This is a genomic window from Photorhabdus cinerea (assembly GCF_011189575.1).
In the GTDB taxonomy this organism is placed as follows: domain Bacteria; phylum Pseudomonadota; class Gammaproteobacteria; order Enterobacterales; family Enterobacteriaceae; genus Photorhabdus; species Photorhabdus cinerea.
In genome coordinates, this window is the sequence record NZ_PUJW01000001.1 from 257,767 (window position 1) to 282,200 (window position 24,434).

Genomic DNA, 24,434 nt, shown 5'->3' on the forward strand with positions numbered 1-24,434 from the left:
TCTTAGGAGTTAATTTCTCCAATGCTTGCACCAGAGTTTTTAATAGTAATTATATTTTAGCGTTGTTTGAATCTGCTCATTTTCATTGTTTCTAATGCAAAGAGCAATAATGTTGTACTGTAAATAAAATTAGGCTGCGTTAGCATCTTTAAGCTCAAAGTATTGGAGTTTTCGCTAAGAAAATGAAATATATTGACTATATAGATGGCTAAAGCTGCAGTCCCGATCAAAGAGCCAATGTCTCCACGATCGTTTTCTTGAAGACTGTAATTGAAATGGTTAACTAACCATTCGAATCCCCACATTATAAAAACTATAATACACATTGCGGTAAGTAAAATTAAAATATTTTCTATTGATGGATCTTTAAGAGCTGATTTGTGTGATAAAAAGTTACATAAAGTTAATCCGCTAAAAATAAAGAATAGGGGGCGTGAACTGAATTTTTCCATTATTTTAATCAAAGTATTCATTTTCCACCAGTGAATGTAAGTTAGATTTATCAATATATTGTATATAAAGTACTTGATAATTTTTATATCTTATTTTTTGTTTTTAAAACGGGATGTCATCATTAAAATAAATACTATTTTCTATTTTTATTTTAAATATGTCCTCAATCATATTTGAAATTTCATTTTTTATTTCATTGTTATCATTTAAATCATAAATTAATTTATTGCTCTGTGTTTTTATATCCACTTGGATTTTATTATTGTGTTTCCAGATATCGGTTATTTCAAATTTTTCATATATCTTTAGTTCTTTATAAATGAGAGATTTTAATTTTATCCCATATTTTATTTTAAGTTCACTGGTTAATATTTTTCTTTTATCGAAGCTTTTGAACGCTTCATTGAAAAACTCTTTGTGGCAGTTTTTTGTGTATTTACAATTGTGTTTGTGAAGTTGATTGTAATTTATTATTAATTTATCAAACCCATTTGTTGTCATGAAATTTATTTTTGACGAAACGGATTCTCCGTTAATAATGTAATTGCTAATATAGACCTGAGAACTCACCTCTTTAGCTCTAATATCTTCACTGGAAAAATCGAGAAGAACTAATTCACTATCAATTATAGATAGTAGATGGAAAAAATACACACATCTATCTTTTTTTCTTTTGGATAGAGAATCCATTTCATAAGATTGTGATTTCATTAAAGAAGTGATTGAGTTGAATATATTTTTATCATTATCCACTTTACCATTTTTCTTAAACATCTCCTGAAATGCAAAAATCTGCTTATTAGTACCAAATAGCTTATTATATAATTCACCAGTGGGAATGCTTTTTTTATCAAAATTGTTTTTAGTAAGTTGATGTTTTATTATAGGATGATTTGACCAATTATTAATTGGTTCTAGGTCTATATTTGGATCGTTTTTATTTAGATCTTTTGTTAATAACGCCCAAATTTTATCTTCATTTTTCTTACAACTAATTATTAGAGTTGTATAAACATATATATCTTCGATTTTAGCCGCTTTATAAGCAATAATGTCTATTTCTCTCGCGATCTTAGCAACATCATCGATATAGTATTTATTATTAATCACATTCCATTTATTACTAGATAAAATGCTGGAAATTTTATTTTCCAATATAAATCCACTGGATTTTATATTTTTAGAAAATATATTAAGTTCCATTTTTACTCCTTTGATATTAATAATCACAACCTAATGCTATAATATTTTCCATATCATAGTGCATAACAAATAGTATAATCAACTAATTTATAAACTGTTTGGTTGTTTTACACTTTATTTAATAAAGTAATTATCACTTAACATTATTATAAATATTTATTGAATCTTTTTCATATAGCTGCATTTCATGGAAGCTTTTTCTACGTAATGATAGATTTGGAAATACTTTATTTCTATTTGCTAATACAGAGATGAGCATTTTTTATTAATTATGCATTAGGCTGTTCATGTAAGTCAGGTTTTTCAAGCCATAAACAATTTGGGGGCATTATAGGGGGCATGTTATCTAATTGAACTAAATAAAATCATTTAAAAACAATAATATGATTCTTTTTATCGAATCCTGTAGGAGTTCAGGTTCAATGAAAAGTGATACCCCCATATGAAATTAAATGCCAGACAGATAGAGTCAGCAAAGGCCAAAGCTACTGATTATAAATTAGCTGATGGTAGTGGTTTGTATTTACTGGTGAAGAATAGCGGAGCGCGTTATTAGCGTCTAAAATATCGGATTGCAGGTAAAGAGAAGTTGCTTGCATTGGGGGTATAGGCTGTATCGTGTGAAGCGGGACTCAGTTCATCTGCATTAGTTAATACTTTGAATTGCCCTTGGTCTAAAGACGAGTGGATTATTGCTAGCTATCTCGAAATACATCTTTTTGAAATTTGGCCTGGTAGATATTTTGATATGGACGGTCAGCTTATTGAACGATTAATTTATAAAGTTTCCACTGAATAGTTTGGTGCCACTGGAATTAGCCATGAGATAGAATAATGTTTGTAGTTATTAATTGATATTCATGGCTATATTTTTATAGCCTTTTTTATCACATACTCTAAAATTATTAAAATTCAGATTTATGTATCATTATTAGAAATTTTTTTCGATATCCTACACTGAATTTGATTTATTTGAGGGTTAAAATAATGGGTGGGCTTTTTAATACAACTACAGCAGAAGCTATGTTTGAGCATTTGAAAAAGAAAATTCATATATTCAAAGAATTACAGACTGAAGAATCATTAATAGATGCTCTATTTCCTATGTATCATTTGAAAGAGTGGATACACATGGGGAATGGTAAAAATTACGTTTCTAAGTCAATAGATAAATGGTCTAAAGAGGAAAAACTTGATCATAGGTTATGGAATTTAACAGAATTTAAAATAATTCAATCTTTATGCAACCATTCTAAACATTACGAGCTAACATCAATTGTTTCCGCAAACATAGTAAGCTCTGATACAGTAAACGACATTTCTTTTACAATCTGAGTCTTCAGTTCATCACATAATTCAGAATGTTTAAGCATCTCAACAATTGTCGCACTTTCTTCTTCCGAATCGATAAAGATGTTACGAACAAAAAGATCAATATTTTTATCTATGTATTGTTTTACGGCCTGAAGATGATTTTCCACAATCAAAGACATTGGTTGTCTATCAACCTGCTCATAGGTGATACTTTTTTCTTTCAGTAATGTGGATACCACAATTCTGTAGCTATCTTTTGAAAGACTGTACATATGGTTTTCTGCTACAAACCTTAAAGCCTGATATTCAATATCAGAAACAGGAGAAGTAATATCCTCATACATGATGTCTAACACTTTTATATTATTGAGGGATGAATCTATCGTTTCTTTGTCAAGATGAGATACTAATCCATATCCAGTATTCACAACAAAGTCACGATACTTATTTCTATGAGAGGATATATCAGGGGCAATAAAGGCTACTATGTTAACAGCAATCTTCGTTTGTATGATCCCTAGTTCGTTTTCATTAAGTATTGAAACCATCTTATCGAAGTGATGATTTTTACTTAGTGCAGTGATGATAAGTTTTCTAAAAGAATCAGAATAAGCGAATTTCTCATCAAGAATAGTAAATACTGTTAGTATTTCACTAGCAGATTTACTAAAGAGGTTCGAAATGATTTCATCAAGATAGGTATTATAGGTGTTTTCATGATTCAGCATATATGTGATGAGTTGATGATGTATAGCCCCCTCACGATATATAAAATGCTGGCTTATCAAGTCCTGAATAACATCTTTCTCATTATCAAGCGCAAAATTTTGGTTCGCGTCTTCACAAGTTACATAAAATCCTACCGATTTAATGTAATCGTTATCATTAACTGAAATAGCTCCTTTATAGAAAATAGATCTGAACATCATAAAGTCTTGCATCAGATAACCATTAGATAGTAGATAATAAAGTGCGTCCAATCCTCCATGTTTAAATTCAGAACGAATAGTGCCTAGCTGTTCTTTTCCTATAATATCCGGAACCTTTATAGAGTTAAGATATTTATAAGCTAATTTAATGAATTTTTCTCTTCCTATTAATTTAATTAAATTTTCAAGAGATATTGCATTTCGTATACGGATAATTTCTTTGGTTTTTTCTATTTCTCCCAGAGTTTTTTTATATTCTCTATCTCTATCAGATGAAACTAGTTCTATACGCTTATTATACTCATTAATTACATTATTTCCTTCAATTTCAACATGTTGTTGATTGTTTTTGTTGAAATAATACCCTATATATAATGTGATGTTCAAATTAAAGAAACTTTGAAATGTATCATCATTTTTATAAAATTCTTCTGCATTATATGTTTTGAAATGACTATAGTAGCTATCAATTTTATGTGCAAAACAAACATATGGCCATAATTTTTCAGATATAAACCTACACAACAACTCCTTTCTTACATCTGAGTCTGATATAGCCTTTTCGTTTTTTAGTTTTTCTAGTCTTGAATAAAGAGAAGATAATTTATCATCAAGAGATTTGAAATATTCTTCATGTAATTTCTTTAGCCTGTAATCATTTATAAGTGAATACAGGACGCCTGATTTTTTATCAATGAGATTATAATCTTGTGCGTAAAGGTTTTTATAAAAGACTAGAGAAAATATCTTTGCTTCATTTTGATTGTTATCAACAATATTTCTGAATATATTGAATTCATTAACAATATTTTGAAGTGATCTCATGTCGCTTATATATAAAGATGTCTGTTTAAGAAGACTATGCTCAGACTCTGAAAAATTTTTAATTTTTTCTTTTAAAATAGTATAAGCATTACGACTATCCATGACTGGAATTATCGGTAAAATAAAATCAAAAAACTTAGTTCGTACATCTGAACCTAAAAATATATCATCTCTAACGGCGTAAATAAATATAACCGGCCAATTTCCTCGAATATTATTATTTACTATCTGGTTTATTTCCCTTAACTTAACAAATATCTCAGTATTCCCTAGCCTATCCAGATCTTCAAAAACTACTATTTTATACTTTGATACAGAGAAAAAATATACAATTTCATCTAAGCAATTATTAAGTAAGGAAGAAGATTCCTGAGAAGTCATCTCAGCCTTACCTTGCAGAAAGGCTATCTTGCTTAACTTTAATTTCTTATCAAAAATGCCAGCCTTTGACGCTCCTCTAATAATGAAAAATAAACCAATCAGTGCAAAGATTATTGATAAAATCATACGATAAATATAATGTTCTTTAAAATAAAGAATAACCTCTTTTTCTGCTTCGAAAAATATAAGTATTTTGGGGGTGAAAACAGTTAAGCATAAAATAAATAAAGGGGTGACAAACCAAAGGAAAGAAGAAAATATTGAAAAGACATGTTTTTTATTTCTATTTTTTATTCTATCTATCCGCGAATCTGGTAGATTTTCTCTGTTCTCTTTATAGAGTATTTGTTGAAGTATGCTGAGTTCAATCTCAGAGGTTTCAGAAGGCTTCCCACTTCCTTTTTCAGAAATATTAAAATCAGCAAGAGACACATTAATGTGTTTTTTATCGTGACGAGCTTTCATGTATGAAAGTATCACTGTACTTTTACCTGCACCGTAAGGTCCAGTGATAGCAATATTCTTTACATCTTTCTTTGAAAATGCAAAATCTAGTGCTTTAAAGTATTCATTTACGCTGTCATCAGTTTTTATTTTTGGGGTCAGTGTATCATACTGGATATCATTGGATATGTTCTCTGTTGCATCTTGGCAAGAAGAAGGTGTCCAAATTTTGCTAAGTGCCTTTTTTATTCTGCATAACAAAGTCATTATTCTTCTTTTATGATTTACAATGGCTGCTAACTATTTTTCAAGTATGACTCGTGATTATAGCGTATTTTGCCCAGACATATGCTGCTGTATTCTGGATAATGAGAAATACTTTATACTTGTTGCAAGATGAGTGATGTGTGGGAATATGAGAAAGATCACCTAAGGCAGACATGTTAAAAGAAAGTGTATCTGTTAATGGTGCTATTGCCCTGACGGTTTCTCGTATCAAGCCAGAGCAGTTTAATCACTTTTTTATCAGATGGATGTGTTCTGTTTATAAATAAACCAAAGAGAATTGACCACTATTGATGGTAAAGTATTACTGGACGTTGATAATAGTGAAAGTTATTACCCAAATCATCCAGATGAAGGGCCTCCTTTGGATATATATCGATAAAGAAATTTATCTGGGGCATATAAGATAATTGAACTAAATAAAATCATTTAAAAACAATAAAATAATTCACTTTATCGAATCCTGTAGGAGCTAATCAGGCAAGCAACTAATATTTTTGAAGTTATAGCTAAAGAATGGCATTCCTATAAATTACCGAATTGGTCTGTTGGCTATGCTGCATTATTTTTTTTATGAACTAGACTTTGATTGATGTGAATTGCAAGGGATTATTTTTACAATAATTCAGTATGTTAATTATAAAGAAAATTATTTAATTTAAGGAGAAGGTATATGAGTCACAAGAATGATTTTAAGGTTTTTTCTATTAGTGATAATGCGAATGTAGTAAGCCAAGAAAAATATGAAGAAAACCAGAATTTGCAGACTGGATTTTCACCGGATAATGTTCCTACTCACTTGTTAAATAAGGTATTACGTCAAACATCAACCATATCATCTGTTGTGGCTGAGTTTATCGCAACACGATCTGGCAATGATGTTCTTGATGATGGAAATATAGCTAGACTCACCGACCAATTAAACAAAGCATTAGAACAAAGAATTACAACAGATATTCCCAGTGCTTCATTAATACAAAAAGGTGTTGTCCAGCTTACCAATGTGATTGGCAATAGCGACACATTGGCGGTTACACAAAAGCTTATTCAGGAGGTAATAAGTTCATTACGTGAATATACCCGTGAAGAGATAGATAATCGGATTAAAATAGCCAGTGAAGTTCCTGTCGGTTCTCCTATTCCGTGGCCGTTGCCCCATCCACCTATTGGCTATTTCACTTGTAACGGTTCAGCTTTTAATAAATTACAGTACCCGAAATTAGCTGAAGCTTATCCTGATGGTAGATTACCCGATTTAAGGGGTGAGTTTATCCGCGGATGGGATGATGGGCGTGGCATCGATATTGGACGTAATCTATTGAGCGCTCAGGCTGATGCGTTTAAAAGGCACAATCATTGCATTTCGACTACTGATAGCCCGAGTCAAACTCTTGAAGATACAGATCCTGTGCGTGGCAGTATGACTGGAGGAGCTAGCTATCGAGGGGGTTTAGGGGAAGGTAAATCTATTGGAATGAATGGTGAACATGAAACCCGTCCCCGCAACATTGCTTTTAATTACATAGTAAGAGCAGCATAATGACTGAACAAAAATACGCTTATTAAAAGCTTCAAAAAACAGAAGAGGCTGCTTTACCAGAATGGAAGTAATACAGAGTATTACTAAGCAAGGTAGATATTTTACAAGCTGCTAATGTTGGATGGCCGGAGGTGCCAAAAGTAAGAATAGGGAATTGTTGGCTGTTGTCTGCCAAGTGAAATAATGTGATTTTTCACTTGGCATTATATCAATGAGAATGTTTATTGCTTTATTGGTAATACATATTTACACCGCTTTTATTTTTCCTGGAGAGGAATACCGAGATTCTATTACATGGCTATATAGCCCTGATTACATTATTATTGTTTTTCAGGTAGTTGCACTCGAATATTAATTACTCTTCCGTCTGGAATATCGCATGGTTCACTATCATTGTAATAAACGATTTCTCCTGTGGCAGTTACGCTTTTGACACGCTTATTTTGAGCAAATTTCGGCGCGTCTGTATTTTGACGATGGTAACATTCGATGGTTATATCACCGCTGGATGTGTCTACCGATTCGCAAACCCAAATAAGGTTTAACCCGTTGCTATCTGCTGGAACGACAGTTCCACCGTGAATTCCCCATGCTCCATCTTTGGCAAAACCGTTGCAGCCACTGATACGATATTTCCCGGTATCTACACGCTTAACAGTCATTCCCTCAGCTTCGCTGGTTAATTCGTAGGTTCCGTCTGGATGAATATCTACAACTGGGCTGGCTCTTCTAAGAATGCCGTTAGCGTCAGGGTGTGCATTTTTATCTGTCCAAAGCCGGCTAACTTTTGTATTTCCGCCCCCATCATTTCCGTGGATAAAGCTAATATCGTTATAGCCATAATGCGCGACAAATCCTGCCCATATATCATTCATTCTGGTTATATAGCCGCCTGACCATGGATAGCCAATGCCATGATCCCCGTTAAATCTGAATGCATGACCGCCCTGCGGCAATGATTTTATCCATGCTGTAAAATCAGTTATATTCGCTTGAGTCACATATTTTGGCTGGATAAATTCAGATCCTTCGGATTTTGCATATGCTCCGATATCCGCCGCAGTCGGTTTATGTTTTGTTGTGTAAATATAAGTCCAATCTTCCTCAAAACCATAACTATCACGGGCAGAGCGATAAGCAATCCCGCCATTTCTGTATTGCACTTTCAATTGAAAAGCTGGGCAACTTCCAATGCCATTATTGAAATGAGCGATATGTGAAGAATCTATTCCAGGGTTCAGCAAATCATATAACCCTGTGTTGGCGTTCCAAGGGACTTGGTTATTAACAGTGTATCTTTCTGTTAATCCGAGCCTAAATGCTCCCACATCCCCAGCATTTAGAATGATATCTCCAGTCAACGCCTTGCCGTTAATTTTTCTACTATTTGGCACGGCATTCTTGGCCTGACTCACCGTTTCCGTCAATCCGAGATTTTTCACAAACGCATTTTTATCAGGAATGTCTGCGCCATTTTGGTTTTTTGCCAATCTGTTGTTAGCATTATTATTTACATCAGAAACAAGTTTCTGAGTGACTGCAAGTGAATTACTATTGCCGGTTTTGTCTGTGAGTTGAACTATTCCTTTTTGAGTTAATGAAGCACTGGGAACTTCTGTTGCGATCTTTTTTTCTAAGGCTTTATTTAATTGAGTAGTGAGTTTGACTATATCTCCATCATCAAGAACATCATTGCCAGATTGTGTAGCGATAAAGTCAGCTATTATAGATGATATTGTTGAAGATTGACGTAATACCTTATTGAGTAAATGAGTGGTAATATTTTCTGGTGGAAATCCAGTCTTTAAAGTCGGGTTTTCTTCATATCTTTCTTGACTCACTACATTCGCATTATTACTAATGGAAAAAGCTTTAAAATCATTCTTGGGACTCATATACTTTCCTCAAGTTAAATAATACTATTTTATAATAAACATATTGAATTATTTTAAAAATAACGCTGTGTAATTCACGTTAATCATAGTCTAGTTCGGGATAAGAATAATGAAATGTCCTTATAACTTAGGTGGTTAACTATTTTTGTATAATTAGTGTAAATAAATAATTTAACATTTTGTAACCGGAAATATAGCCAGGCTATTTATATTTAATAGCTGAAAATTATTTTTCCATTCCTTCATGAAATTTTTTATGAAGATATTTGCTAGACTTATTAAAATAAGTGGTGAATGGCACGGATATTTAGACGCCATGCTCTTATACTGGAATGGGCATGACTTTGAGGTCATGTGCGACGCTAAATTCTGCTTCGGTTTTTTCCCGCAGAATCTCTAGTGTGACGTCTGGTGCATGTTCTTTCAGGATTAACTGGCCTTGTTCAAAGTAGAAGACACCCAGTTCAGTTACAATCATGTTGACCTTATTGACGGCGGTAAGTGGTAGAGTGCATTGTTTGACAATCTTTGCAGAACCATCTTTGGTACAGTGTTCCATTGCAATGATCACTTTGCGGGCACCCGTGACAAGATCCATGGCGCCCCCCATGCCGGAGACCATTTTTCCCGGTATCGTCCAGCTAGCTAGATTGGCATGTTGATCAACTTGAAGAGCGCCCAAAACACAGGTGCTTACGTGACCACCGCGGATCAGAGCAAAAGAGAAGGCACTATCAAACATGGAGGCTCCGGGCCGAATGCCACAGGGTTTTCCACCGGCGTTAACCAAGTTGGGGTGGATTTCTGTAATGGGCCCCAGGCCGAGAAAACCGTTTTCTGATTGGAGGGTAATATGAATATTATCGGGCAGATAGTTCACGACTTGCGTGGGTATGCCGATACCCAAGTTGACAACGTCACCGTCTTGTAGTTCAAGTGCTACACGGTGGGCAATAAGTTGTTTGGCGTTCATGATTAGTTTCCCTCCGGATAAACGATGTAGTCAATAAGTACGCCAGGTGTCATAACGTAGTCCAGTGCAATTTCTCCCACTTCAACTAGCGCATCCGGCTCAGCCAGCGTGACGTCAGCAGCCAGAGCGATCAAAGGGTTAAAATTTCGCGCACTTAATTGGTAGGTCAAGTTACCATGATAGTCGGCAAGATGGGCCTGAATGAGTGCTAGATCGGCGCGCAGCGGCAGTTCCAGCAAATAGTCTGTTCCATTGAGGGTTATTTTTTGTTTTCCATCTTCTACAACAGTACCTACTCCAGTAGGGGTCAAGAATCCGCCCAAACCTGCTCCGCCACAGCGAATACGTTCAATCAACGTACCCTGAGGAACCAGTTCCACTTCTAGTTCTCCAGCAATCATTTTGTGTCCGGTTTCTGGGTTAGTACCAATATGTGAGACGATGACTTTTTTCACCTTGTCATTCGTCACAAGAAGACCAATACCCATGCCGATGTGACCAGTATCGTTGGCAATTAGGGTCAGATCTTTTACACCGGAGTTTAGTAATGCGGAGACTAATCGGGGAGGTGTCCCTATGCCCATAAAACCGCCTATCATGATAGTCATGCCATCATAAAAATGCTTTGCGGCTTGCTGGATGCTAATGCATTTATTTTTCACATTGATTCCCTATATATGATGTACAGAAACTGACTCATATCAGGAAAGCAATGGCTATGCCAGCCGTAGTAAGATGCTGGGTTTAAATGAAAAATATTTATAATTTATTGAAATTTAATGAATTATATTTCTCTGGTAGGGGGAGGAACTATGTGGGGCCACATGAGTAACAGGGAAGAGGTGTGCAGAATTTTGCACAGGTGTGCACATTTTGTTTCATCTTTTTGGCATGATGAGCATGTTATTGCTTGATGATCATAGCCTCCTTGGTCAGCGGCTTATCTTATCCGGTTTATTTTGTCAGATTCAGGCGAATAGATACGGTACTCTTGAAGTTTATACATTAGCGCCCGGCGACTGATCCCCAGCATCCGGGCAGTTTGTGCACGATTGCCTTGATTGTTTGCCAATGCAGCACTGATCAGCTCGCGCTCATAGGCTTTAACGCTTTCTTTTAGGCTTTGGCTTTGCTCCAGCGTGTTTTGGCGATCAGAGTTTAGCTGTGAGGATTGCTCAGATGACAGATGTTCTGGTAGATCATCAGGGAAAATAATAAATCCAGTGCTCATGATCACTGCGCGTTCAAGAGCGTTAGAGAGTTCCCGAACATTACCCGGCCAATGATACGCTTCCAGAATCGTCTGAGTACTAGCGTCTAGACCGATGATTTCTTTATTATTTTCTGCACTGAATTTTTGCAGGAAATGATGAGCCAGTAAGGTAATATCTTCAGGGCGTTCTCGTAGTGGAGGTGGAGAAAGATGGATAACGTTAAGACGGTAGAAGAGATCATGACGAAATTCTCCTCTTTCCACCATAGCAGTCAGATTACGGTTGGTTGCTGCAATCAAACGAATGTCGGTTTTAATAGTCTGATTGCCGCCTAAGCGTTCAAATTCTTTTTCTTGTAATACACGCAGTAGTTTGGCTTGTAAGTTAGGAGGCATCTCGCCAACTTCATCCAGCAACAGAGTGCCCTGATTGGCGCGTTCAAACAGACCCTGACGTTGTATCTGTGCGCCAGTAAAGGCCCCTTTTTCATGGCCGAACAGTTCACTTTCCAGTAAAGATTCAGGTAAAGCTCCACAGTTGATTTTGATGAACGGTCCTTTAGCCCGTGGGCTGTTGTAATGAATGGCTTTAGCGATTAGTTCTTTACCGGTGCCACTTTCGCCGGTGATCAATACCCTCGCATGGCTGCGGGCAATTTTCGCTGTATCTCGGCACAAGGCCATCATTTTGGGGCTGTTAGTCAAGATCCGCTCCCAGCCGTAGCTATCGGAAAGGGCACGGTGTCGTTGATTGACTTCCTGCTTCATCAGTTAGACTCCGAGAAACCTCGCTGTTCAGGATGGAAAGGAAAAGAGGCGGTTTTTCTGCTAATGATTAATTTTTGCATTTTCACATTTTCCTATGGTAGTGCGTAACGCTATGAAGCGTGCATACAAGTTATTGTTTTTATTCCATATCTTAGCAAGCCGGGCTGTTGGATCAGACATTTGGTTATGTTCGTTTTGTCTATAATTCCTTGTTACAGTAGCGGACTGGCACCTCCCACCAACATCAGGAGAAAATCAGCTATACCACAGCCAGGAGTTTTAGGGGGAGGAGCAGTTAACTTTCTGCGTAGAGCACGTGGCGAGAACGTGTTAACCCATTGTGCAAAACTGGTAAAGACTGAGGGCATAGAAACCAGATCCTAAGTGATAACAGGTACTATGTAACAGAAACGTCGGTAATTGGGAGTATAGAAAGCGTTGTTGAGCGGGAGCAAGGGCGAAAATGGGTAAGTGTGAGGGGCTTCTAATGGGTTTGATTCACTTTAGCCTTATAGGTGTATGGTGCAGGGATAATTTGGTAATACTGAGAGGTACGCCATTGTATTTTATGTCGTACCTTTAATCTATTTGCTAAGGTAATTGCAGGTTAGGATTTCTAAGAGAGATAGTTATAGTTCCGACTGGCTTACCGTTGCGGGTATCTGTTCCATAATTAAAATCAAAATATTTCATCTGGTCTACGGTTTCTACTACCCTTCCGTTGATGGCTGTGAAATTTTTACGCAGCATTGGATTAAGACCATAAGCCTTAGCATCTTTTGGTGCAACATCGATGACGACTTTTCCTATATTCTTTTCCCCTTTAGCCATGAAATTGAACACACCTTTAGGGTAGTCTTCTCTGTAAATATCTAATGGGAAGTTGATGCCATCCAGGGAATTGAGATTTAATGAAGTGGCTCCGGCTTTTAGGGTGAAAATGGCATTACTTATATCCAATGCTTGGGCGCTTATTAACATCTGTGCATTATCTTGTAAGATAATACTGCTACCATCGATAGCAACAAGGTGACTTTCAAGACTAGCTTGAGCGAATTTACTGATAGAGAAATAACAATTTAGTGAGATAAAGTTTTCTATATTTTCTGGTGTTTGTTTGATCGTAAAACAACTGCTTCCTGACATATCTACTGTTGGTTTTTCTTGTGTTAGTGCTGTCTTTATGTCGTCGCTGATTCTTACAACGCCAGCGTTTTCTATTTTAAAGGTACTTAAGTTTTGTAGTTCAATTCTATATCTAGATGACTGGTGATGATTCAGATAAAAATTAAAAGGTTTTTCTTTATTTCCAGATATTTTAAGATTTCATGATGATATATTTATTGTTTTCCCTAAAATTTTATCTGTATTTTCTGGCTTATAGACTTTGTCGCTTTCGTTCAGTTCAATTGATAACTTGTAAGGTCAATGAATATGATTTGCTTTAGTATTATTCGTGTCATCGGTGGTGGTATCCAGTGTTAATGTATTTTCTCCCGCGTCCATAGTGAAGGTGAAACCAACATTTTTATCGAAAGAACTTGATGGGGTAATAATTTGACTGCCGTGTTCGTGACGGTATGATTGATCTTTCTCAGGGACCCAGATAAATTTTTCGTTCATTATTTTACCCTTTTAAGAATTAATGTTATTTTGCAGTTAAATAAACGTGAATTAATGTAAATATAGTTCAAAATTGGTGGGTTTCAAGATGTTCTCAGAGTATTTTTGAGTCTTGAAATTATTTAGGCTAGTTTTAGTTAAGGTAAATAACGGTGCTTATTTAATATGGTCAATGGGTTTCTTGAGGGATATATTTGAGATATACCTGTAAAGGATTGAGTCAATTTTCCATATGTGAGTCATCGCCAAGTAAGCACATCGATGTGCATTTCGATAGGAGTTCATTTACTTTATTAGGTAATGGGACTCCAGATTGAACGAGTCAGATTATCCATATATTTCCAAAAGATCAAAAGAGTAAATTTCAAATCCTTGTGAATTTTATTGATAATTACTAAGTGGTATTATCATTTAGGGGGTGTTTTTTCTGTGATTTTATTTTGTTGTGAAATAATAATCAGAGTTGAGTTATATTATCCTGTTTTTATTGTTTGACTGTATTTATAATGAAGTAATTATCTGATTCTATTATTTAACATAAATGAGTTTATGGAATTTTGATGTTTCAACATGAATGTTGGATAAAATGTTAAGAATTTAGTGGCAAAGGATAGATCTTTAGCTATATTTATATTCAATCATTAACAATATACGATAAATGAAAAGTAATAATATATTTGTGAGATAAAAAACAGAGTTTACTATAAAGGTTAACTTAAAACTTAATTTAAGGAGGTGATAAGGGATTATTTCATCAGCTCAATTAATTTATATATTTTATTATTTGAATGAAAAAATTAATTTTTTAAAATGCTATCATTATTTTGTTTGATTTGTTAATAATATAGGTGAATGAAGAAATAGTAGAGTTAGAAAAACTCCTTGATTCACAAATTACTACATTTGTTTATAGCATTAGTAATTTCATAAGCTGCAATGATGACATACACTTGTCTGGAGGCAGTTTATCGCAATCATATATGATCGCGGCAAATGATACATTGAATAATATATATGCAAACGTTCCAGTAATAGGTCCTAATACTGATTTTAACATTATTAAGCCACTTAAGTTCCATATTATGACACCGTATTGGGATTATGTTATTATTTTATATTGGAACTAATTATGAATATTTTTCTTATAAGATATTTCTAATAATTGTTTTGACATCAGGAATATTTCCCTGGGAAAATAGTTTGTTAACTGCAATGTCTATTTAAAGATGGATATTAACTTTAGTTTAACTAATCTCAGGTTACAGGTTGTAGGATACATTAGAATGTTAGGAGACAACTGTAAATTTAAGTCAGTTTTCATAAATCCTGACAACATAGTTTGCAGCATAAAATTTTCTTATGTTTAGCCAGTTATGGCTATAGATAGATAGTGGAGTTATTCAATGTGGACAAAGTAGCAATTTAGGTGCAGGGGAACACCAATAGAAAAAAAATGAAATTAAAATTTGCCAAATGCCATTAAATGTGAGTTAATAGCGTCACTGGTTTGGAAGTACAGACCTACTTTATGAAAAGCAAGTTAAAGCAGTTCACCATTTAGCGTTATCCACGATACCACTTCATTGCGAATTCCTTCTAATTAGTACCCATAAGTAAAACTGAAAAACAGACCTAATATGCCTTATGGCAACTTAAATAAAATTAAAGGAAAATTCTATGTCTAATGCAATGACTGGTTCAGTAAAATGGTTTAATAACGATAAAGGTTTTGGCTTTATTTCTCCGAAAGATGGTAGCAAAGACGTTTTTGTTCATTATTCTGCAATTCAGAGCAATAATTTCAAAACGCTGGAAGAAGGACAGGAAGTTTCATTCTCTATTGAGAATGGTGCTAAAGGTCCATCAGCGGTAAATGTTATCGTATTATCCTGATTTGACTTAATTGCTTGAATCCATTAACGACTTTACGATAGCGATGAAGGTAATATCCTGAGCAGTTAAAGTTGTTAATAAGTTAAAACCCGCTTAATTGCGGGTTTTTTGCGTGGTGGCAGTTGTATTTTGCTTGACTCTCTGTTTTGTTCTTTCATCTCGGCAGCTTAAAAGAGAGCGAATATTAAAACTCCCATTGAACTATAGCCTAGTAGTGGTTTGTATCTGGCAATTAAACTCTCATTAGGGAAGGGGAGATCCTTTGGCTGTTGTGTCGTGATGGGTATAAGGTGTTGCTCAATGCCGTCAATGAAGCGCTCTAACCAAAGCCTGTAGTCAGTCATATCTACCCCGGTTAAGGGGCGTAGTGACCACAAAATGGCTTGTCTATCCAGATCGCTCTGAACAGATATGAGTTGGTGGTAGTCGTGTGTCATGTTTTAGGCTCGAAGAAGGTGACACCCTTTTGGTCATCGACATAAGCTGCTACTGTGTGTCTAGCCATCTCTGCTTCAAAACTGATTTTTTGTAATCTGAGTCTTTTTTCGAGGGTGTCTCAGAAATAACTAATGCTTTGGTTATCAGGTTGAAAGTAGCCATTTCGCAATCCATCAGTAAGATGGAATTGTTAACTTTTCCATTTGCTATTAATCGCGGACATGAGTGCGTCGAGTTGGCTATCTAAGCTGGCATCAATGATCCCGACTTCTGTTTCCAGAATGCAACCGCCCTGATCGAGGCGATCATCAGCAGTCACTTCTAAGTAGCCGATTTCAGGAAAGTCTTTATGTACTCTAGATATCTGTTCGCGCACTGTTGCGGCCTGTTCAGGATTAACACGTAGGATGACCTGTTTTTGGTTGCTGACTAATGAAAGCGCTTCTCGAACCACCTGTAAGGTAAGGGAAATTTGATCGTAATTCTTCAGGATCTTTCGTACAGCCTGTAATACCACATTGGTCATTTGTTGCTCGACTTGCTGGTAATATTGCTGGCATTGCAATTGAGTTTGATGAATCAGGCTAGCTTGTTCTGCACGAGCGGCATCAATTCCTGCCTGCCAACCTAGCTCTTTTTGTTGCTCATAAACTGTTTGAGCCTCTCGTTCAATTTCTCTCGCTTGGGCACGGGCGGCATCAAGCAATGATTCGGCACTGAGACAGGTCTGATAGTCTGCTTTACGTAGTATCAGAAGTTCAGGAGATAGTTGAAGGTGTTCTTTTGTTATTTTAATAAAAGGTAACATTCTATATTCACTTGTTTAGCTAATTTGAGACACAATGCTTGTGCCAATGGTCGTTCTGTCTGATTGACCGGCCAGTCTGGGAGGTTTTCATGGAGAGGAAGCCGCAGGTTCAGACATTTAACGAAATCAGCAGGAAGGGGACTTATCGCCATTAGCCAGAACTGTAGCGCGCTGGTACGAAAATAGTTCGCAGTAATTGTAGGCGGCAATGGACGTTGCCAACTGGGCGGCCAGTTGCCGATGATGATATCGAGGTACTTTAAGCAAAAACGATGCCCCTCTCTCCCGAGTGAGTCATGCAAGTGGCGAAGTTCTGTCGCCAGCAGGCAATGGCGAATAGCTTGTCCATGAAGTAAGGCTCCCAGCCAGGTAAGAATCTGCTCTAGATAGGATTGCTTTAATAGGGCGATATTTCCCAACCGGGTCGGCAATTCATAGTCCACATTCAGATCAAATTGAGTCAACAACAGCCTATTGATCCTAGGAGAGCTACGCCATTCAGGAAGGGAGGACAAGACTGAAAGCCATTCTGGTGGCAGATGGTCAGAATGAATATAGCTGGCAGGGCAGAATCGGAACTGGTAAGGAGTTAATCCTGTCGCCATCATTGCACCTTGCTTCGGTGCCACAGGAACTGAGCCAAGTTACTGATAAATAGCAAAGCTAATAATAAAATCAAAAGCCCGACCAGGCGACCCTGTGATTCTTCAGTGACCTGGATAGAGAATAAAGTCGTGTACCTTGGTGCTAATGGTACTTGACGCACGCCAGCCGCAGGAACTAATACGACGCTGATACGATCATAACTCAGCCCTTCAATGCTGTTATTGACTAATTGCTTTATCTGGGGGATGTAAGTGTCCAGTTGAACGTCAGCAGCGTGTTTGATGAACACGGAAGAAGAGGCAGGTGATAGTTTTTTACCCAATCTATCTTGCTCCTCCGGTAAGACTACGTGTACTCGTGCCACGAGTACTCCATCGATCTCAGAAAGTGTTCGGGCAATTTCCTGTGCTTTGGCGAAGTTGAGCCGAGCGCGTTCTTCTACCGGGGAGGAGATAAGGCCATCTTTGGGGAAGACATCTTGTAGCGAAGAGAAGTTTTCTCGTGGATACCCTTTACTCTTGAGTACCTCAACAGCTTGTGCGACATCAGATTCTTCAACTAACAATTTGATATTGCCATCTTTATCTGGCTGCTTATCAGAGGAAATGCCCGCTTCCCTGAGCAAGGCTAACATTTCGTTGCCTTCTTTTTGGCTGACTCCCGTGTAGAGTTCGATTTTACAGCCAGTTAGCATCAGGACAGCGAGCATAACGCAGATTATATAGGGTTTCTTCACAACTCCTCACTGGGCTTTCATTAGAGTTTCAACGTTTTGATTGAGTCGTCCTACCGTTTTGGCAATCAACTCTTCTTGCAGGGTGATGCGCATCAGAGACCACTGCATTTGCATCAGGCTATTGGGATCACTGCCAGGGATAGCTAGCTGTGTTTCCAGTTCTTGTTTAGCTTGAGTAAGCTGTTGTTTGAGCTGACCCAATTCACTGATCAGGTTGTTTTCAATTCCCTGATCTTGATTGGACATAGCATGTTCAAAACGTGCAATATTTTCGGCACTGGCCTGAGGTGTGTTGAGTTCATCCAGGTTGGTTATCAGTGTCTCACTTATTTGTGGTAGGTCCATTATTCCTCCAAATCGAGTTTGTGTGAGTTTCGTAGTAGGTTATCCATCATACCGTTACGGGGGATCAGTGTTTTCAACTCACGTTGGATTAGGTCACTCAGGTACTCATTACCTGCTAACGGTTCAATCTTACCCAGTACCTTGAGAAGTACGGTTTCCTGTTGTCGGCCTGTAGGCGCGAATTCACGAACAATTGCTCTGAGTTCTGGTATATCCAGGGATGGGTTGACGGGCAATGCCAAGCCACCAAACTGTGACCACAAGCGTTCTTGGACAGGGGTAGTAAGTTTGGCCTCTAACTGGGCACGTTGCGAAGGTTGGCTTTCAGGCGATAAGGTCTGATACCACTGCCAGATAGTTTTACGCTGTGTCGTTGAATCGAAGTCGCCTAAGACAGTTTCCAGCGGTTCGCCCTGTATCCAGCGTTGCTGCCGCTCTTTCAGCATTTGCTGATCGGGCAGGATTTCCAGTGCTTGCTCGAAGCTATGCTGGTGCCCAGAACTGACCGGAGTCTGTGTCGTTGGTTGCGCCACGGTGTTATAGGATGACCCTTCAATCCTATTCATGAGTCAGTTGTTCCCGCATGCCGTCAACAAAGGAGAGCAATTGTGGATCGTCACTGCCCGCCATTCGCGTCAGCCTTTGTTCCAGAGCTGATGCCAGCCCCAGACGCCACTCACACAAAGCTAACCAAGGTTCAAGGCTAGGCCAGGGAAGGTCCCGGCCAAAATCCAGAGCCTGTTGATATTTACCTTGGTTCGTCAAAGAAGAGAGCCGAATCAGGCTTGCTGCTTCTTGTCCTTCATCGCTTGACATCAGCCAATCGGCAATAATGTTGGCTTCGTTATGGCAGTGATGGCCGCTTCCAACCAGAGCAATATCTGCCAGTAACCCTTTGAGTGAACGTGTCATGATTAGATCTTCTGTAATATACCCTGCATCAGGTCTTTCATGGACCGGGTGACAGTAGAATTAATGTTGTAGATTACCGACCACTTGTTAATCTTGTGTTGTAATTCAGCCAGCAACGCGGGGTTATCAGGGCCGCTATTAAGAGCGGTGATTGCGTTACTAACGTCGGTGTTAGCTGTGTTGGCTTGGGTATTAAGCTTTTCAGCAACCTGATCGAGTGTATTGACTGTGCCTGTGTGTTCAAAAATTTGAGCCATGATGGCCCCCTTCTGTTGTGTTAAGTATTGTCATTGCAGCTTGGATGGCATCAGCTTCCAACTGCCACTGTTGGTATTCTTGTACCGAACCTCCACGTCTCAAGCGTTGTTTGATATCGTTTAGCGCCTGAGAGAGGAGGTGTTGTATTTCGTTGACATAATCGGGATCGGCACCGAACAGTCGGGCCTCCAGGGATGTCATCATAAAGCGGGGCTCCTGTTAAGTTTGATGATAAATTGCTGTTCCCCTTTGATAATGACAATGGCATCGTTGCGGATTGCTTCGATCCTTAAACCATTTTCTGTTGTTGCTCCAACCGGGTAACGCAGGTTATTTTTTAGTACCACATAGGGTACGCGTCCCAAGGAAACCGCTCGGACGTCGAAGTTCAGTTCATCATGGCGGGAGAGCCGGTTGTTATTCAGTAATACCAGAGCTGGCCGGTTACCGAACTCTTGTTGAAATACTTGCTGTAAGCGGTAGAAACTGTGAGTTTGGTGCTCATCCAGTTGACCTGTGAACTCGATACGATCACTTTTATCTTGATAGGTCAGTGTGTTGGGTAAATCATGTTTAGCCAATAGCAGATCTAGTTTCTTGAGATGACCACCGGTTAGCATCGTCTGGTTTTCTATGCCAAGCAATCCAGGAACGTCACGTTTAAGTAGTGATTCGATGTTATTCCAGTTCTGGTCAGCATCAGTTAATTCTCCGGTAAGGCGAATCCAACCAGGTTGTTTGCCATTGCTGCTTTGGATTTGGGTATAACCTAATTTCTGTAAGATGAAATCTACTCCCTGAAGTAATTCTTCCATAGTACGTAACTCCAGGCGGTAATTAAGAGGATGAGTATCAAGATATTGTTGCAGTACCAGCCGATGGTGGTTGCGGTCCACATAACCCTTTATCAGTAGAGGCCCGTTATTAGGTGTCATTTGTACACTAACTTGACGATAGGCTGAGTCGTCATTAAGAAAATGGCGTAGTTCTTGCTCGGCGATACCATTGGACGTGTTGCTTCTTTGCCATCCTTCATGTCCAAGTAAAACCAGAAAACCGAGTGCCAGTACCAGACAGAATATCAGCATCCAGCCTGCGACTCGGTTGCGATTTTGCCTGGCGGGGTGCTGGTGTGGTGTTATCACTGGTTCGGCAAGTTGGTTTGGGAAGGTATGTTGTTGGTCACAGAAGGCCCACAGCAATGGACCTGCTTCCTGACGGGCCAGCGCTTGCAATAAGGCACCTGGCGACAACGGTTCGCCGTTCTGATTTGGTGCTGTTTCACCAGCCCATTCCAACAGACGGATTGAGTCTGGTTCTACTTCTAAGATGAGGTGCACAGGGGCAACATCCTCATCTACCAGGACGATGTCTGCTTGTAGAGGGTCGGAGCCGATGGTTAAACGTCCTTCAGCTAAATTGACCTCAATACTTTTATTTAGTCCGCGGTAAAAGCGAATTTTCCAACTCATCTGCTCGCCTTATTTTGTGCACGAACGCACCAATTATCCTTAAGTGAACATTGTTGTTCGATGATTCTCCATCCATAAACTTTGCCCATTCGGCATGAGGTCAGAAATGAGCTTCTACCCGCTTGCCGTAACGTTTCTTGTACTTGACGGGCAGGGGATAATGGCTGGCATTGTGCACTACTTAGTGCTTTGCTTAGAGAAATGCTCTGATTAGAGATATCTTGTGTCGCTAGTAATCCGGTACGTAGATCCTGACCGTTACCCAAAGCCAGATAATTAGCTATTCCACTATCAATTAGTCGTGGTTCAATAATGAACAGTCGTACTGATCGCCTGACCTGTTCAGTGGTAGTACGGAACAAGACACCCAGGTAGGGGATGTCGCCTAAGAATGGCACTTTGCGTACAGTTTCACTCATTTCATCACGGTAGATGCCGCCGATTAGCAGACTTTGACCATGCCCAACCCGGGCAACTGTATCGACAATGGTTCGGTTAATTGTAGGAATGCCACCTAAGCCTGAACTATTGGGTTTCTGGTTACCATCTTCAATGTGTAGATTTAAACTGATTTCAGGGGCATCTCCTATTTTGACGACTCTGGGCGTCATGCGTAGCATGGTGCCATAGGTAAGACTTTTAAGTTCAGCCACCCGCTCACCTTCAACTTTTACGTAATAGGTTTCATTGTGGTCAATGACTGCTTGGGTGTTCTCCTGAGTGAGAAGTGTCGGACGGGAAACTACCTGAGCACTGCCTTTGCTTTCTAACAAGGTTATTTTGGCCAGTAGATAATCCAAGCCACGGCGGTCGACTAAGCTACCCAATGCAGTTGAACCGATGTTTTCGCCTTTTCCTGTATTCTTCTCCTTTTCCTTGGCTGAGGTTGTGATATCAATTATATGGCGTGGTCCGGTATTAATACCTACCTGCCAGTCAACACCCAACTCTGAAAGATTGTCAGCATTGATGTCAACGATGGAGAGGGCAACTTCAATACGCGCCGATGGCTTATCCAGTGCGTTGATCAAATGTGCATACATGGACATCCTTTCAGGATTGTCTCGTACAATGATTGCATTTAAAGCAGGTTCTGCTTGTATGACAGCACGGCTTGAATGGTTTCCTCCCATAGATGATGTTTCACCAGTGACAGTAGTGACATTGGCATCACTAAGCAGGCGGGAGAGGATGGTGGCTATACCTGGAGCTTCAATATTGGTATCACGATACTGGATCTTGCGATCGACGACTGAAGCATATTTAAGTGGGAAAATTTCTATTGTTAATGCGCCAGTTTTTTCGCTACGTAGTAGTGACTGTTGTTCCAATGCAGAGGCTGTCTGATCGACCAGTTCAAGATAGCGGGGAGGGCCAGATACGTAAACTAGTTGGTTGGTCGAGTCAGGGCGCCAACCAAAGCGTGATTCCCAGATGCCAGCACGTTTTAAGACCTGCTTTAACTCTGCTGCATTGGTCTGCTCAAGCTTAAAGAGACGCGATTGTATTTCGCTATTTTTGAATATATAAAGCACACTTCCATCGTAGTACCAGACTAGGTTATAGAGAGAAGATAAATGTTGCAGGAATTCTTGAGGACTATCTTGCTCAAAATGACCGCTAACCTGATCAGTCACTTTATCACTGACAATCACTGATGCTTCATAGTTAGCACCAAAATTAACCAGCACATCCCGTAGATTTTCTCCTTTAGCCAGATAGTTATAAGGTGTGGGTAACCAGTCTAGATCCTGGCTAAATGCAGAGGGGAGCGTCATTCCGCTGATACTCAACGACAACAGTAAGGAACGGCACAGCCGTTGGAACTGTTTCATGGTTGCCATATTACCTGTTTCCATGGCGGTGCAGATTGGGTTTCTGGTAATAAAGTCATTACCTGTTCCAGTAGGTCGATATGCATGGCTATCATCTGTTCCAGTATTTGAACATTTAGATTGTCAGGATCAAGACGTGCTTCCAGAATAAGATTCTCTGATTCATCCAAGACGAGTGCTTGAGGAGCATAGCGTCCCCAGTGAGTGACTTGTTGCAGTAATATTTTTAGTAATTCAGCGCTTGTCGGATCTTTTAGGTTATGACGCCAGTTTAGCGGACTGGATAACACAAGTTCGGTTCCCTGTTGGCGAAGGAACAGGTTGTAGTTATCAATGTGCAGATGGTAGTGTCCTTGTCTGTCGGAAACAAAAGGCTTATGGCCCAAGTGATTGGCCAAATGATTGAGTAGAGTTTGCATGTTTCCTCTGAATAATTAGGCTATCGTCGATTGCCAGTAAAAATTGTCCCGTGGTAAACATAAAGCCCGGGCACAAAGCCATTGCTGCAAATGGTTGGTCGCCTCGGAGTCACATTCTACGGCAGCTAACCAAGCCCAGCACGATGACAGCGCTTTGGGTACTGGCATAAAAGCCATCAGGTTGCCGTCGGTCTGGAGTGCATCTAGCCCAGTAAACCAGTTTGGCCACGCTTCGTGGGCATGGGTTTCAATTGTAACCAGCTGTTTTTCTAACTGTTGCTTGCGCTGGTTGAGCTCTGTTTGCAAGGATATAACCTCTTGCTGATGTCGTTCCCGATATTGTGATGGTACGTTTTCAGCTTGCTGCCAAAAATGTGCTTTAGCACGTAATTGCCGTTCTTGAATCTGTAACTGCTCAAGTTCGGTGAACCAGAGTTCAATCTCTGGTTCTAACAGGCAGAGCCACCAGTTAAATAGTGGCTGTAGTACCCAGTGCTGCAAGAGACATTTGTCGGCTAGGTTAATGTGGTCACCCAGTACTTTATTCCAGTCACATTCTGGTTGTGCCGCTGCTCTGATGAGTTGTTGTAGTTCATCACGCCTCAAAACTTGCCCGCAATTTAATCTTCTGCGAAACCAGACTGATTTCATCAAGCTTTCCAGACGGTGTCTTGGTAAAAGACGTTGTAACAAAACAGATTGCTGGTTATTGATAATGTCAACATTTTGACATTGGGCTGCCTGTGATTTTCCGAGTAATTGATCCCGGCGCGGAATCCCAGACTGCATGACAGAGATTTTGCGGCCAAGAAACATGCTGGTTCGAGTCTGATTATGGTCTTGCTGGCTCATGCTATGCTCATCTT

Annotated in this window: 24 protein-coding genes and 4 pseudogenes; 5 read left to right on the plus strand and 23 right to left on the minus strand. The window is 38.9% G+C overall.

Annotation, left to right across the window (positions count from 1 at the left end):
• Window positions 1-56: 56 nt before the first annotated feature.
• Window positions 57-473: a hypothetical protein gene (locus C5469_RS01175; RefSeq protein ID WP_166301190.1), complete on the minus strand. Its 417-nt coding sequence runs from the start codon at window positions 471-473 to the stop codon at window positions 57-59.
• A gap of 82 nt (window positions 474-555) precedes the next feature.
• Complete coding sequence (locus C5469_RS01180) at window positions 556-1,656, minus strand: hypothetical protein (protein WP_166301193.1); 1,101 nt, start codon at window positions 1,654-1,656, stop codon at window positions 556-558.
• Window positions 1,657-2,266: 610 nt separating this feature from the next.
• Between C5469_RS01180 and C5469_RS01185 the strand changes: the two are divergent.
• Both C5469_RS01185 and C5469_RS01190 read left to right on the plus strand, forming a co-directional pair.
• Window positions 2,267-2,455, plus strand: a pseudogene (locus tag C5469_RS01185) (helix-turn-helix domain-containing protein); the annotation flags it as partial.
• A 188-nt stretch (window positions 2,456-2,643) separates the two neighbouring features.
• Complete coding sequence (locus tag C5469_RS01190) at window positions 2,644-2,991, plus strand: hypothetical protein (protein ID WP_166301198.1); 348 nt, start codon at window positions 2,644-2,646, stop codon at window positions 2,989-2,991.
• Here the strand turns inward: C5469_RS01190 and C5469_RS01195 are convergent.
• The gene (locus C5469_RS01195) at window positions 2,916-5,816 is read right to left on the minus strand and encodes an AAA family ATPase (protein WP_166301201.1); all 2,901 of its coding nucleotides are present in this window, start codon (window positions 5,814-5,816) and stop codon (window positions 2,916-2,918) included. The two genes, C5469_RS01190 and C5469_RS01195, sit on opposite strands and share 76 nt — an antisense overlap.
• A 691-nt stretch (window positions 5,817-6,507) precedes the next feature.
• Here C5469_RS01195 and C5469_RS01200 point away from each other — a divergent pair.
• Complete coding sequence (locus C5469_RS01200) at window positions 6,508-7,374, plus strand: tail fiber protein (protein ID WP_166301204.1); 867 nt, start codon at window positions 6,508-6,510, stop codon at window positions 7,372-7,374.
• A 320-nt stretch (window positions 7,375-7,694) separates the two neighbouring features.
• Here the strand turns inward: C5469_RS01200 and C5469_RS01205 are convergent, their stop codons facing one another.
• From C5469_RS01205 to C5469_RS01220, 4 genes and pseudogenes are all read right to left on the minus strand, one after another.
• Window positions 7,695-9,269, minus strand: a complete 1,575-nt coding sequence (locus C5469_RS01205; protein WP_166301207.1) for a phage tail protein — start codon at window positions 9,267-9,269, stop codon at window positions 7,695-7,697.
• Between the two features lie 322 nt (window positions 9,270-9,591).
• The gene (locus tag C5469_RS01210; protein WP_166301210.1) at window positions 9,592-10,242 is read right to left on the minus strand and encodes a CoA transferase subunit B; all 651 of its coding nucleotides are present in this window, start codon (window positions 10,240-10,242) and stop codon (window positions 9,592-9,594) included.
• A 2-nt stretch (window positions 10,243-10,244) separates the two neighbouring features.
• Entirely contained in the window at window positions 10,245-10,904 is a 660-nt protein-coding gene (gene atoD / locus C5469_RS01215) for an acetate CoA-transferase subunit alpha (RefSeq protein ID WP_166301213.1), read from the minus strand.
• Between the two features lie 278 nt (window positions 10,905-11,182).
• Window positions 11,183-12,223: pseudogene (locus tag C5469_RS01220) on the minus strand (sigma 54-interacting transcriptional regulator); the annotation flags it as partial.
• Between the two features lie 158 nt (window positions 12,224-12,381).
• On the opposite strand from C5469_RS01220, the pseudogene C5469_RS24375 reads away from it, so the two are divergent.
• Window positions 12,382-12,444: pseudogene (locus C5469_RS24375) on the plus strand (helix-turn-helix domain-containing protein); the annotation flags it as partial.
• 370 nt (window positions 12,445-12,814) lie between these two features.
• Here the strand turns inward: C5469_RS24375 and C5469_RS23415 are convergent.
• Together C5469_RS23415 and C5469_RS23420 are read right to left on the minus strand one after the other, a co-directional pair.
• Window positions 12,815-13,369 carry a hypothetical protein gene (locus tag C5469_RS23415; RefSeq protein ID WP_242689349.1) on the minus strand — a complete coding sequence of 185 codons (555 nt, stop codon included), beginning with the start codon at window positions 13,367-13,369 and terminating at the stop codon, window positions 12,815-12,817.
• 279 nt (window positions 13,370-13,648) lie between these two features.
• Complete coding sequence (locus C5469_RS23420) at window positions 13,649-13,846, minus strand: hypothetical protein (RefSeq protein WP_242689350.1); 198 nt, start codon at window positions 13,844-13,846, stop codon at window positions 13,649-13,651.
• A gap of 1,677 nt (window positions 13,847-15,523) precedes the next feature.
• On the opposite strand from C5469_RS23420, the gene cspE reads away from it, so the two are divergent.
• Window positions 15,524-15,739: a transcription antiterminator/RNA stability regulator CspE gene (gene cspE / locus C5469_RS01235; RefSeq protein ID WP_021323801.1), complete on the plus strand. Its 216-nt coding sequence runs from the start codon at window positions 15,524-15,526 to the stop codon at window positions 15,737-15,739.
• Between the two features lie 167 nt (window positions 15,740-15,906).
• Here the strand turns inward: cspE and C5469_RS01240 are convergent, their stop codons facing one another.
• From C5469_RS01240 to C5469_RS01305, 14 genes and pseudogenes are all read right to left on the minus strand, one after another.
• Complete coding sequence (locus C5469_RS01240; protein WP_166301216.1) at window positions 15,907-16,176, minus strand: type III secretion system chaperone family protein; 270 nt, start codon at window positions 16,174-16,176, stop codon at window positions 15,907-15,909.
• Window positions 16,173-16,271 (minus strand): annotated as a pseudogene (locus tag C5469_RS01245) (YopT-type cysteine protease domain-containing protein); the annotation flags it as partial. The gene C5469_RS01240 and the pseudogene C5469_RS01245, both read right to left, overlap by 4 nt.
• Before the next feature lie 96 nt (window positions 16,272-16,367).
• Entirely contained in the window at window positions 16,368-16,985 is a 618-nt protein-coding gene (locus C5469_RS01250) for an HrpE/YscL family type III secretion apparatus protein (protein WP_166301219.1), read from the minus strand.
• Window positions 16,964-17,614, minus strand: a complete 651-nt coding sequence (locus C5469_RS01255) for a Yop proteins translocation protein K (protein ID WP_339413317.1) — start codon at window positions 17,612-17,614, stop codon at window positions 16,964-16,966. Before C5469_RS01255 ends, C5469_RS01250 begins: the two co-directional genes overlap by 22 nt.
• Window positions 17,590-18,300, minus strand: a complete 711-nt coding sequence (gene sctJ, locus C5469_RS01260; RefSeq protein ID WP_166301676.1) for a type III secretion system inner membrane ring lipoprotein SctJ — start codon at window positions 18,298-18,300, stop codon at window positions 17,590-17,592. The genes C5469_RS01255 and sctJ overlap by 25 nt, the downstream gene beginning before the upstream one ends.
• A gap of 33 nt (window positions 18,301-18,333) precedes the next feature.
• The gene (gene sctI / locus C5469_RS01265) at window positions 18,334-18,672 is read right to left on the minus strand and encodes a type III secretion system inner rod subunit SctI (protein WP_166301222.1); all 339 of its coding nucleotides are present in this window, start codon (window positions 18,670-18,672) and stop codon (window positions 18,334-18,336) included.
• Window positions 18,672-19,238, minus strand: coding sequence for a YopR family T3SS polymerization control protein (locus tag C5469_RS01270; RefSeq protein WP_166301225.1), 567 nt, complete (start codon window positions 19,236-19,238; stop codon window positions 18,672-18,674). The genes sctI and C5469_RS01270 overlap by 1 nt, the downstream gene beginning before the upstream one ends.
• On the minus strand, window positions 19,231-19,584 hold the full coding sequence (locus tag C5469_RS01275; RefSeq protein WP_166301228.1) for a YscG family type III secretion system chaperone: 354 nt from the start codon (window positions 19,582-19,584) through the stop codon (window positions 19,231-19,233). The genes C5469_RS01270 and C5469_RS01275 overlap by 8 nt, the downstream gene beginning before the upstream one ends.
• A gap of 2 nt (window positions 19,585-19,586) precedes the next feature.
• Window positions 19,587-19,841 (minus strand): type III secretion system needle filament subunit SctF, encoded by a 255-nt coding sequence (sctF, locus tag C5469_RS01280; RefSeq protein WP_166301231.1) that lies wholly within the window; start codon window positions 19,839-19,841, stop codon window positions 19,587-19,589.
• The gene (locus tag C5469_RS01285) at window positions 19,825-20,043 is read right to left on the minus strand and encodes an EscE/YscE/SsaE family type III secretion system needle protein co-chaperone (RefSeq protein WP_242689351.1); all 219 of its coding nucleotides are present in this window, start codon (window positions 20,041-20,043) and stop codon (window positions 19,825-19,827) included. Before C5469_RS01285 ends, sctF begins: the two co-directional genes overlap by 17 nt.
• On the minus strand, window positions 20,043-21,314 hold the full coding sequence (sctD, locus tag C5469_RS01290) for a type III secretion system inner membrane ring subunit SctD (protein WP_166301237.1): 1,272 nt from the start codon (window positions 21,312-21,314) through the stop codon (window positions 20,043-20,045). Before sctD ends, C5469_RS01285 begins: the two co-directional genes overlap by 1 nt.
• On the minus strand, window positions 21,311-23,158 hold the full coding sequence (sctC, locus tag C5469_RS01295) for a type III secretion system outer membrane ring subunit SctC (protein ID WP_278249735.1): 1,848 nt from the start codon (window positions 23,156-23,158) through the stop codon (window positions 21,311-21,313). The genes sctD and sctC overlap by 4 nt, the downstream gene beginning before the upstream one ends.
• Window positions 23,146-23,568: a YscB family type III secretion system chaperone gene (locus C5469_RS01300; protein WP_166301243.1), complete on the minus strand. Its 423-nt coding sequence runs from the start codon at window positions 23,566-23,568 to the stop codon at window positions 23,146-23,148. Before C5469_RS01300 ends, sctC begins: the two co-directional genes overlap by 13 nt.
• Before the next feature lie 15 nt (window positions 23,569-23,583).
• On the minus strand, window positions 23,584-24,420 hold the full coding sequence (locus C5469_RS01305; protein WP_166301246.1) for a T3SS regulon anti-activator ExsD domain-containing protein: 837 nt from the start codon (window positions 24,418-24,420) through the stop codon (window positions 23,584-23,586).
• Between the last annotated feature and the right edge of the window lie 14 nt (window positions 24,421-24,434).

Coding starts and splice junctions, on each gene's coding strand:
- C5469_RS01175 (WP_166301190.1), bottom strand. CDS start 473: ATGAATACTTTGATTAAAATAATGGAAAAATTCAGTTCACGCCCCCTA.
- C5469_RS01180 (WP_166301193.1), bottom strand. CDS start 1,656: ATGGAACTTAATATATTTTCTAAAAATATAAAATCCAGTGGATTTATA.
- C5469_RS01190 (WP_166301198.1), top strand. CDS start 2,644: ATGGGTGGGCTTTTTAATACAACTACAGCAGAAGCTATGTTTGAGCAT.
- C5469_RS01195 (WP_166301201.1), bottom strand. CDS start 5,816: ATGACTTTGTTATGCAGAATAAAAAAGGCACTTAGCAAAATTTGGACA.
- C5469_RS01200 (WP_166301204.1), top strand. CDS start 6,508: ATGAGTCACAAGAATGATTTTAAGGTTTTTTCTATTAGTGATAATGCG.
- C5469_RS01205 (WP_166301207.1), bottom strand. CDS start 9,269: ATGAGTCCCAAGAATGATTTTAAAGCTTTTTCCATTAGTAATAATGCG.
- C5469_RS01210 (WP_166301210.1), bottom strand. CDS start 10,242: ATGAACGCCAAACAACTTATTGCCCACCGTGTAGCACTTGAACTACAA.
- C5469_RS23415 (WP_242689349.1), bottom strand. CDS start 13,369: ATGTCAGGAAGCAGTTGTTTTACGATCAAACAAACACCAGAAAATATA.
- C5469_RS23420 (WP_242689350.1), bottom strand. CDS start 13,846: ATGAACGAAAAATTTATCTGGGTCCCTGAGAAAGATCAATCATACCGT.
- cspE (WP_021323801.1), top strand. CDS start 15,524: ATGTCTAATGCAATGACTGGTTCAGTAAAATGGTTTAATAACGATAAA.
- C5469_RS01240 (WP_166301216.1), bottom strand. CDS start 16,176: ATGACACACGACTACCACCAACTCATATCTGTTCAGAGCGATCTGGAT.
- C5469_RS01250 (WP_166301219.1), bottom strand. CDS start 16,985: ATGTTACCTTTTATTAAAATAACAAAAGAACACCTTCAACTATCTCCT.
- sctJ (WP_166301676.1), bottom strand. CDS start 18,300: ATGCTCGCTGTCCTGATGCTAACTGGCTGTAAAATCGAACTCTACACG.
- sctI (WP_166301222.1), bottom strand. CDS start 18,672: ATGGACCTACCACAAATAAGTGAGACACTGATAACCAACCTGGATGAA.
- C5469_RS01270 (WP_166301225.1), bottom strand. CDS start 19,238: ATGAATAGGATTGAAGGGTCATCCTATAACACCGTGGCGCAACCAACG.
- C5469_RS01275 (WP_166301228.1), bottom strand. CDS start 19,584: ATGACACGTTCACTCAAAGGGTTACTGGCAGATATTGCTCTGGTTGGA.
- sctF (WP_166301231.1), bottom strand. CDS start 19,841: ATGGCTCAAATTTTTGAACACACAGGCACAGTCAATACACTCGATCAG.
- C5469_RS01285 (WP_242689351.1), bottom strand. CDS start 20,043: ATGACATCCCTGGAGGCCCGACTGTTCGGTGCCGATCCCGATTATGTC.
- sctD (WP_166301237.1), bottom strand. CDS start 21,314: ATGAGTTGGAAAATTCGCTTTTACCGCGGACTAAATAAAAGTATTGAG.
- sctC (WP_278249735.1), bottom strand. CDS start 23,158: ATGGCAACCATGAAACAGTTCCAACGGCTGTGCCGTTCCTTACTGTTG.
- C5469_RS01300 (WP_166301243.1), bottom strand. CDS start 23,568: ATGCAAACTCTACTCAATCATTTGGCCAATCACTTGGGCCATAAGCCT.
- C5469_RS01305 (WP_166301246.1), bottom strand. CDS start 24,420: ATGAGCCAGCAAGACCATAATCAGACTCGAACCAGCATGTTTCTTGGC.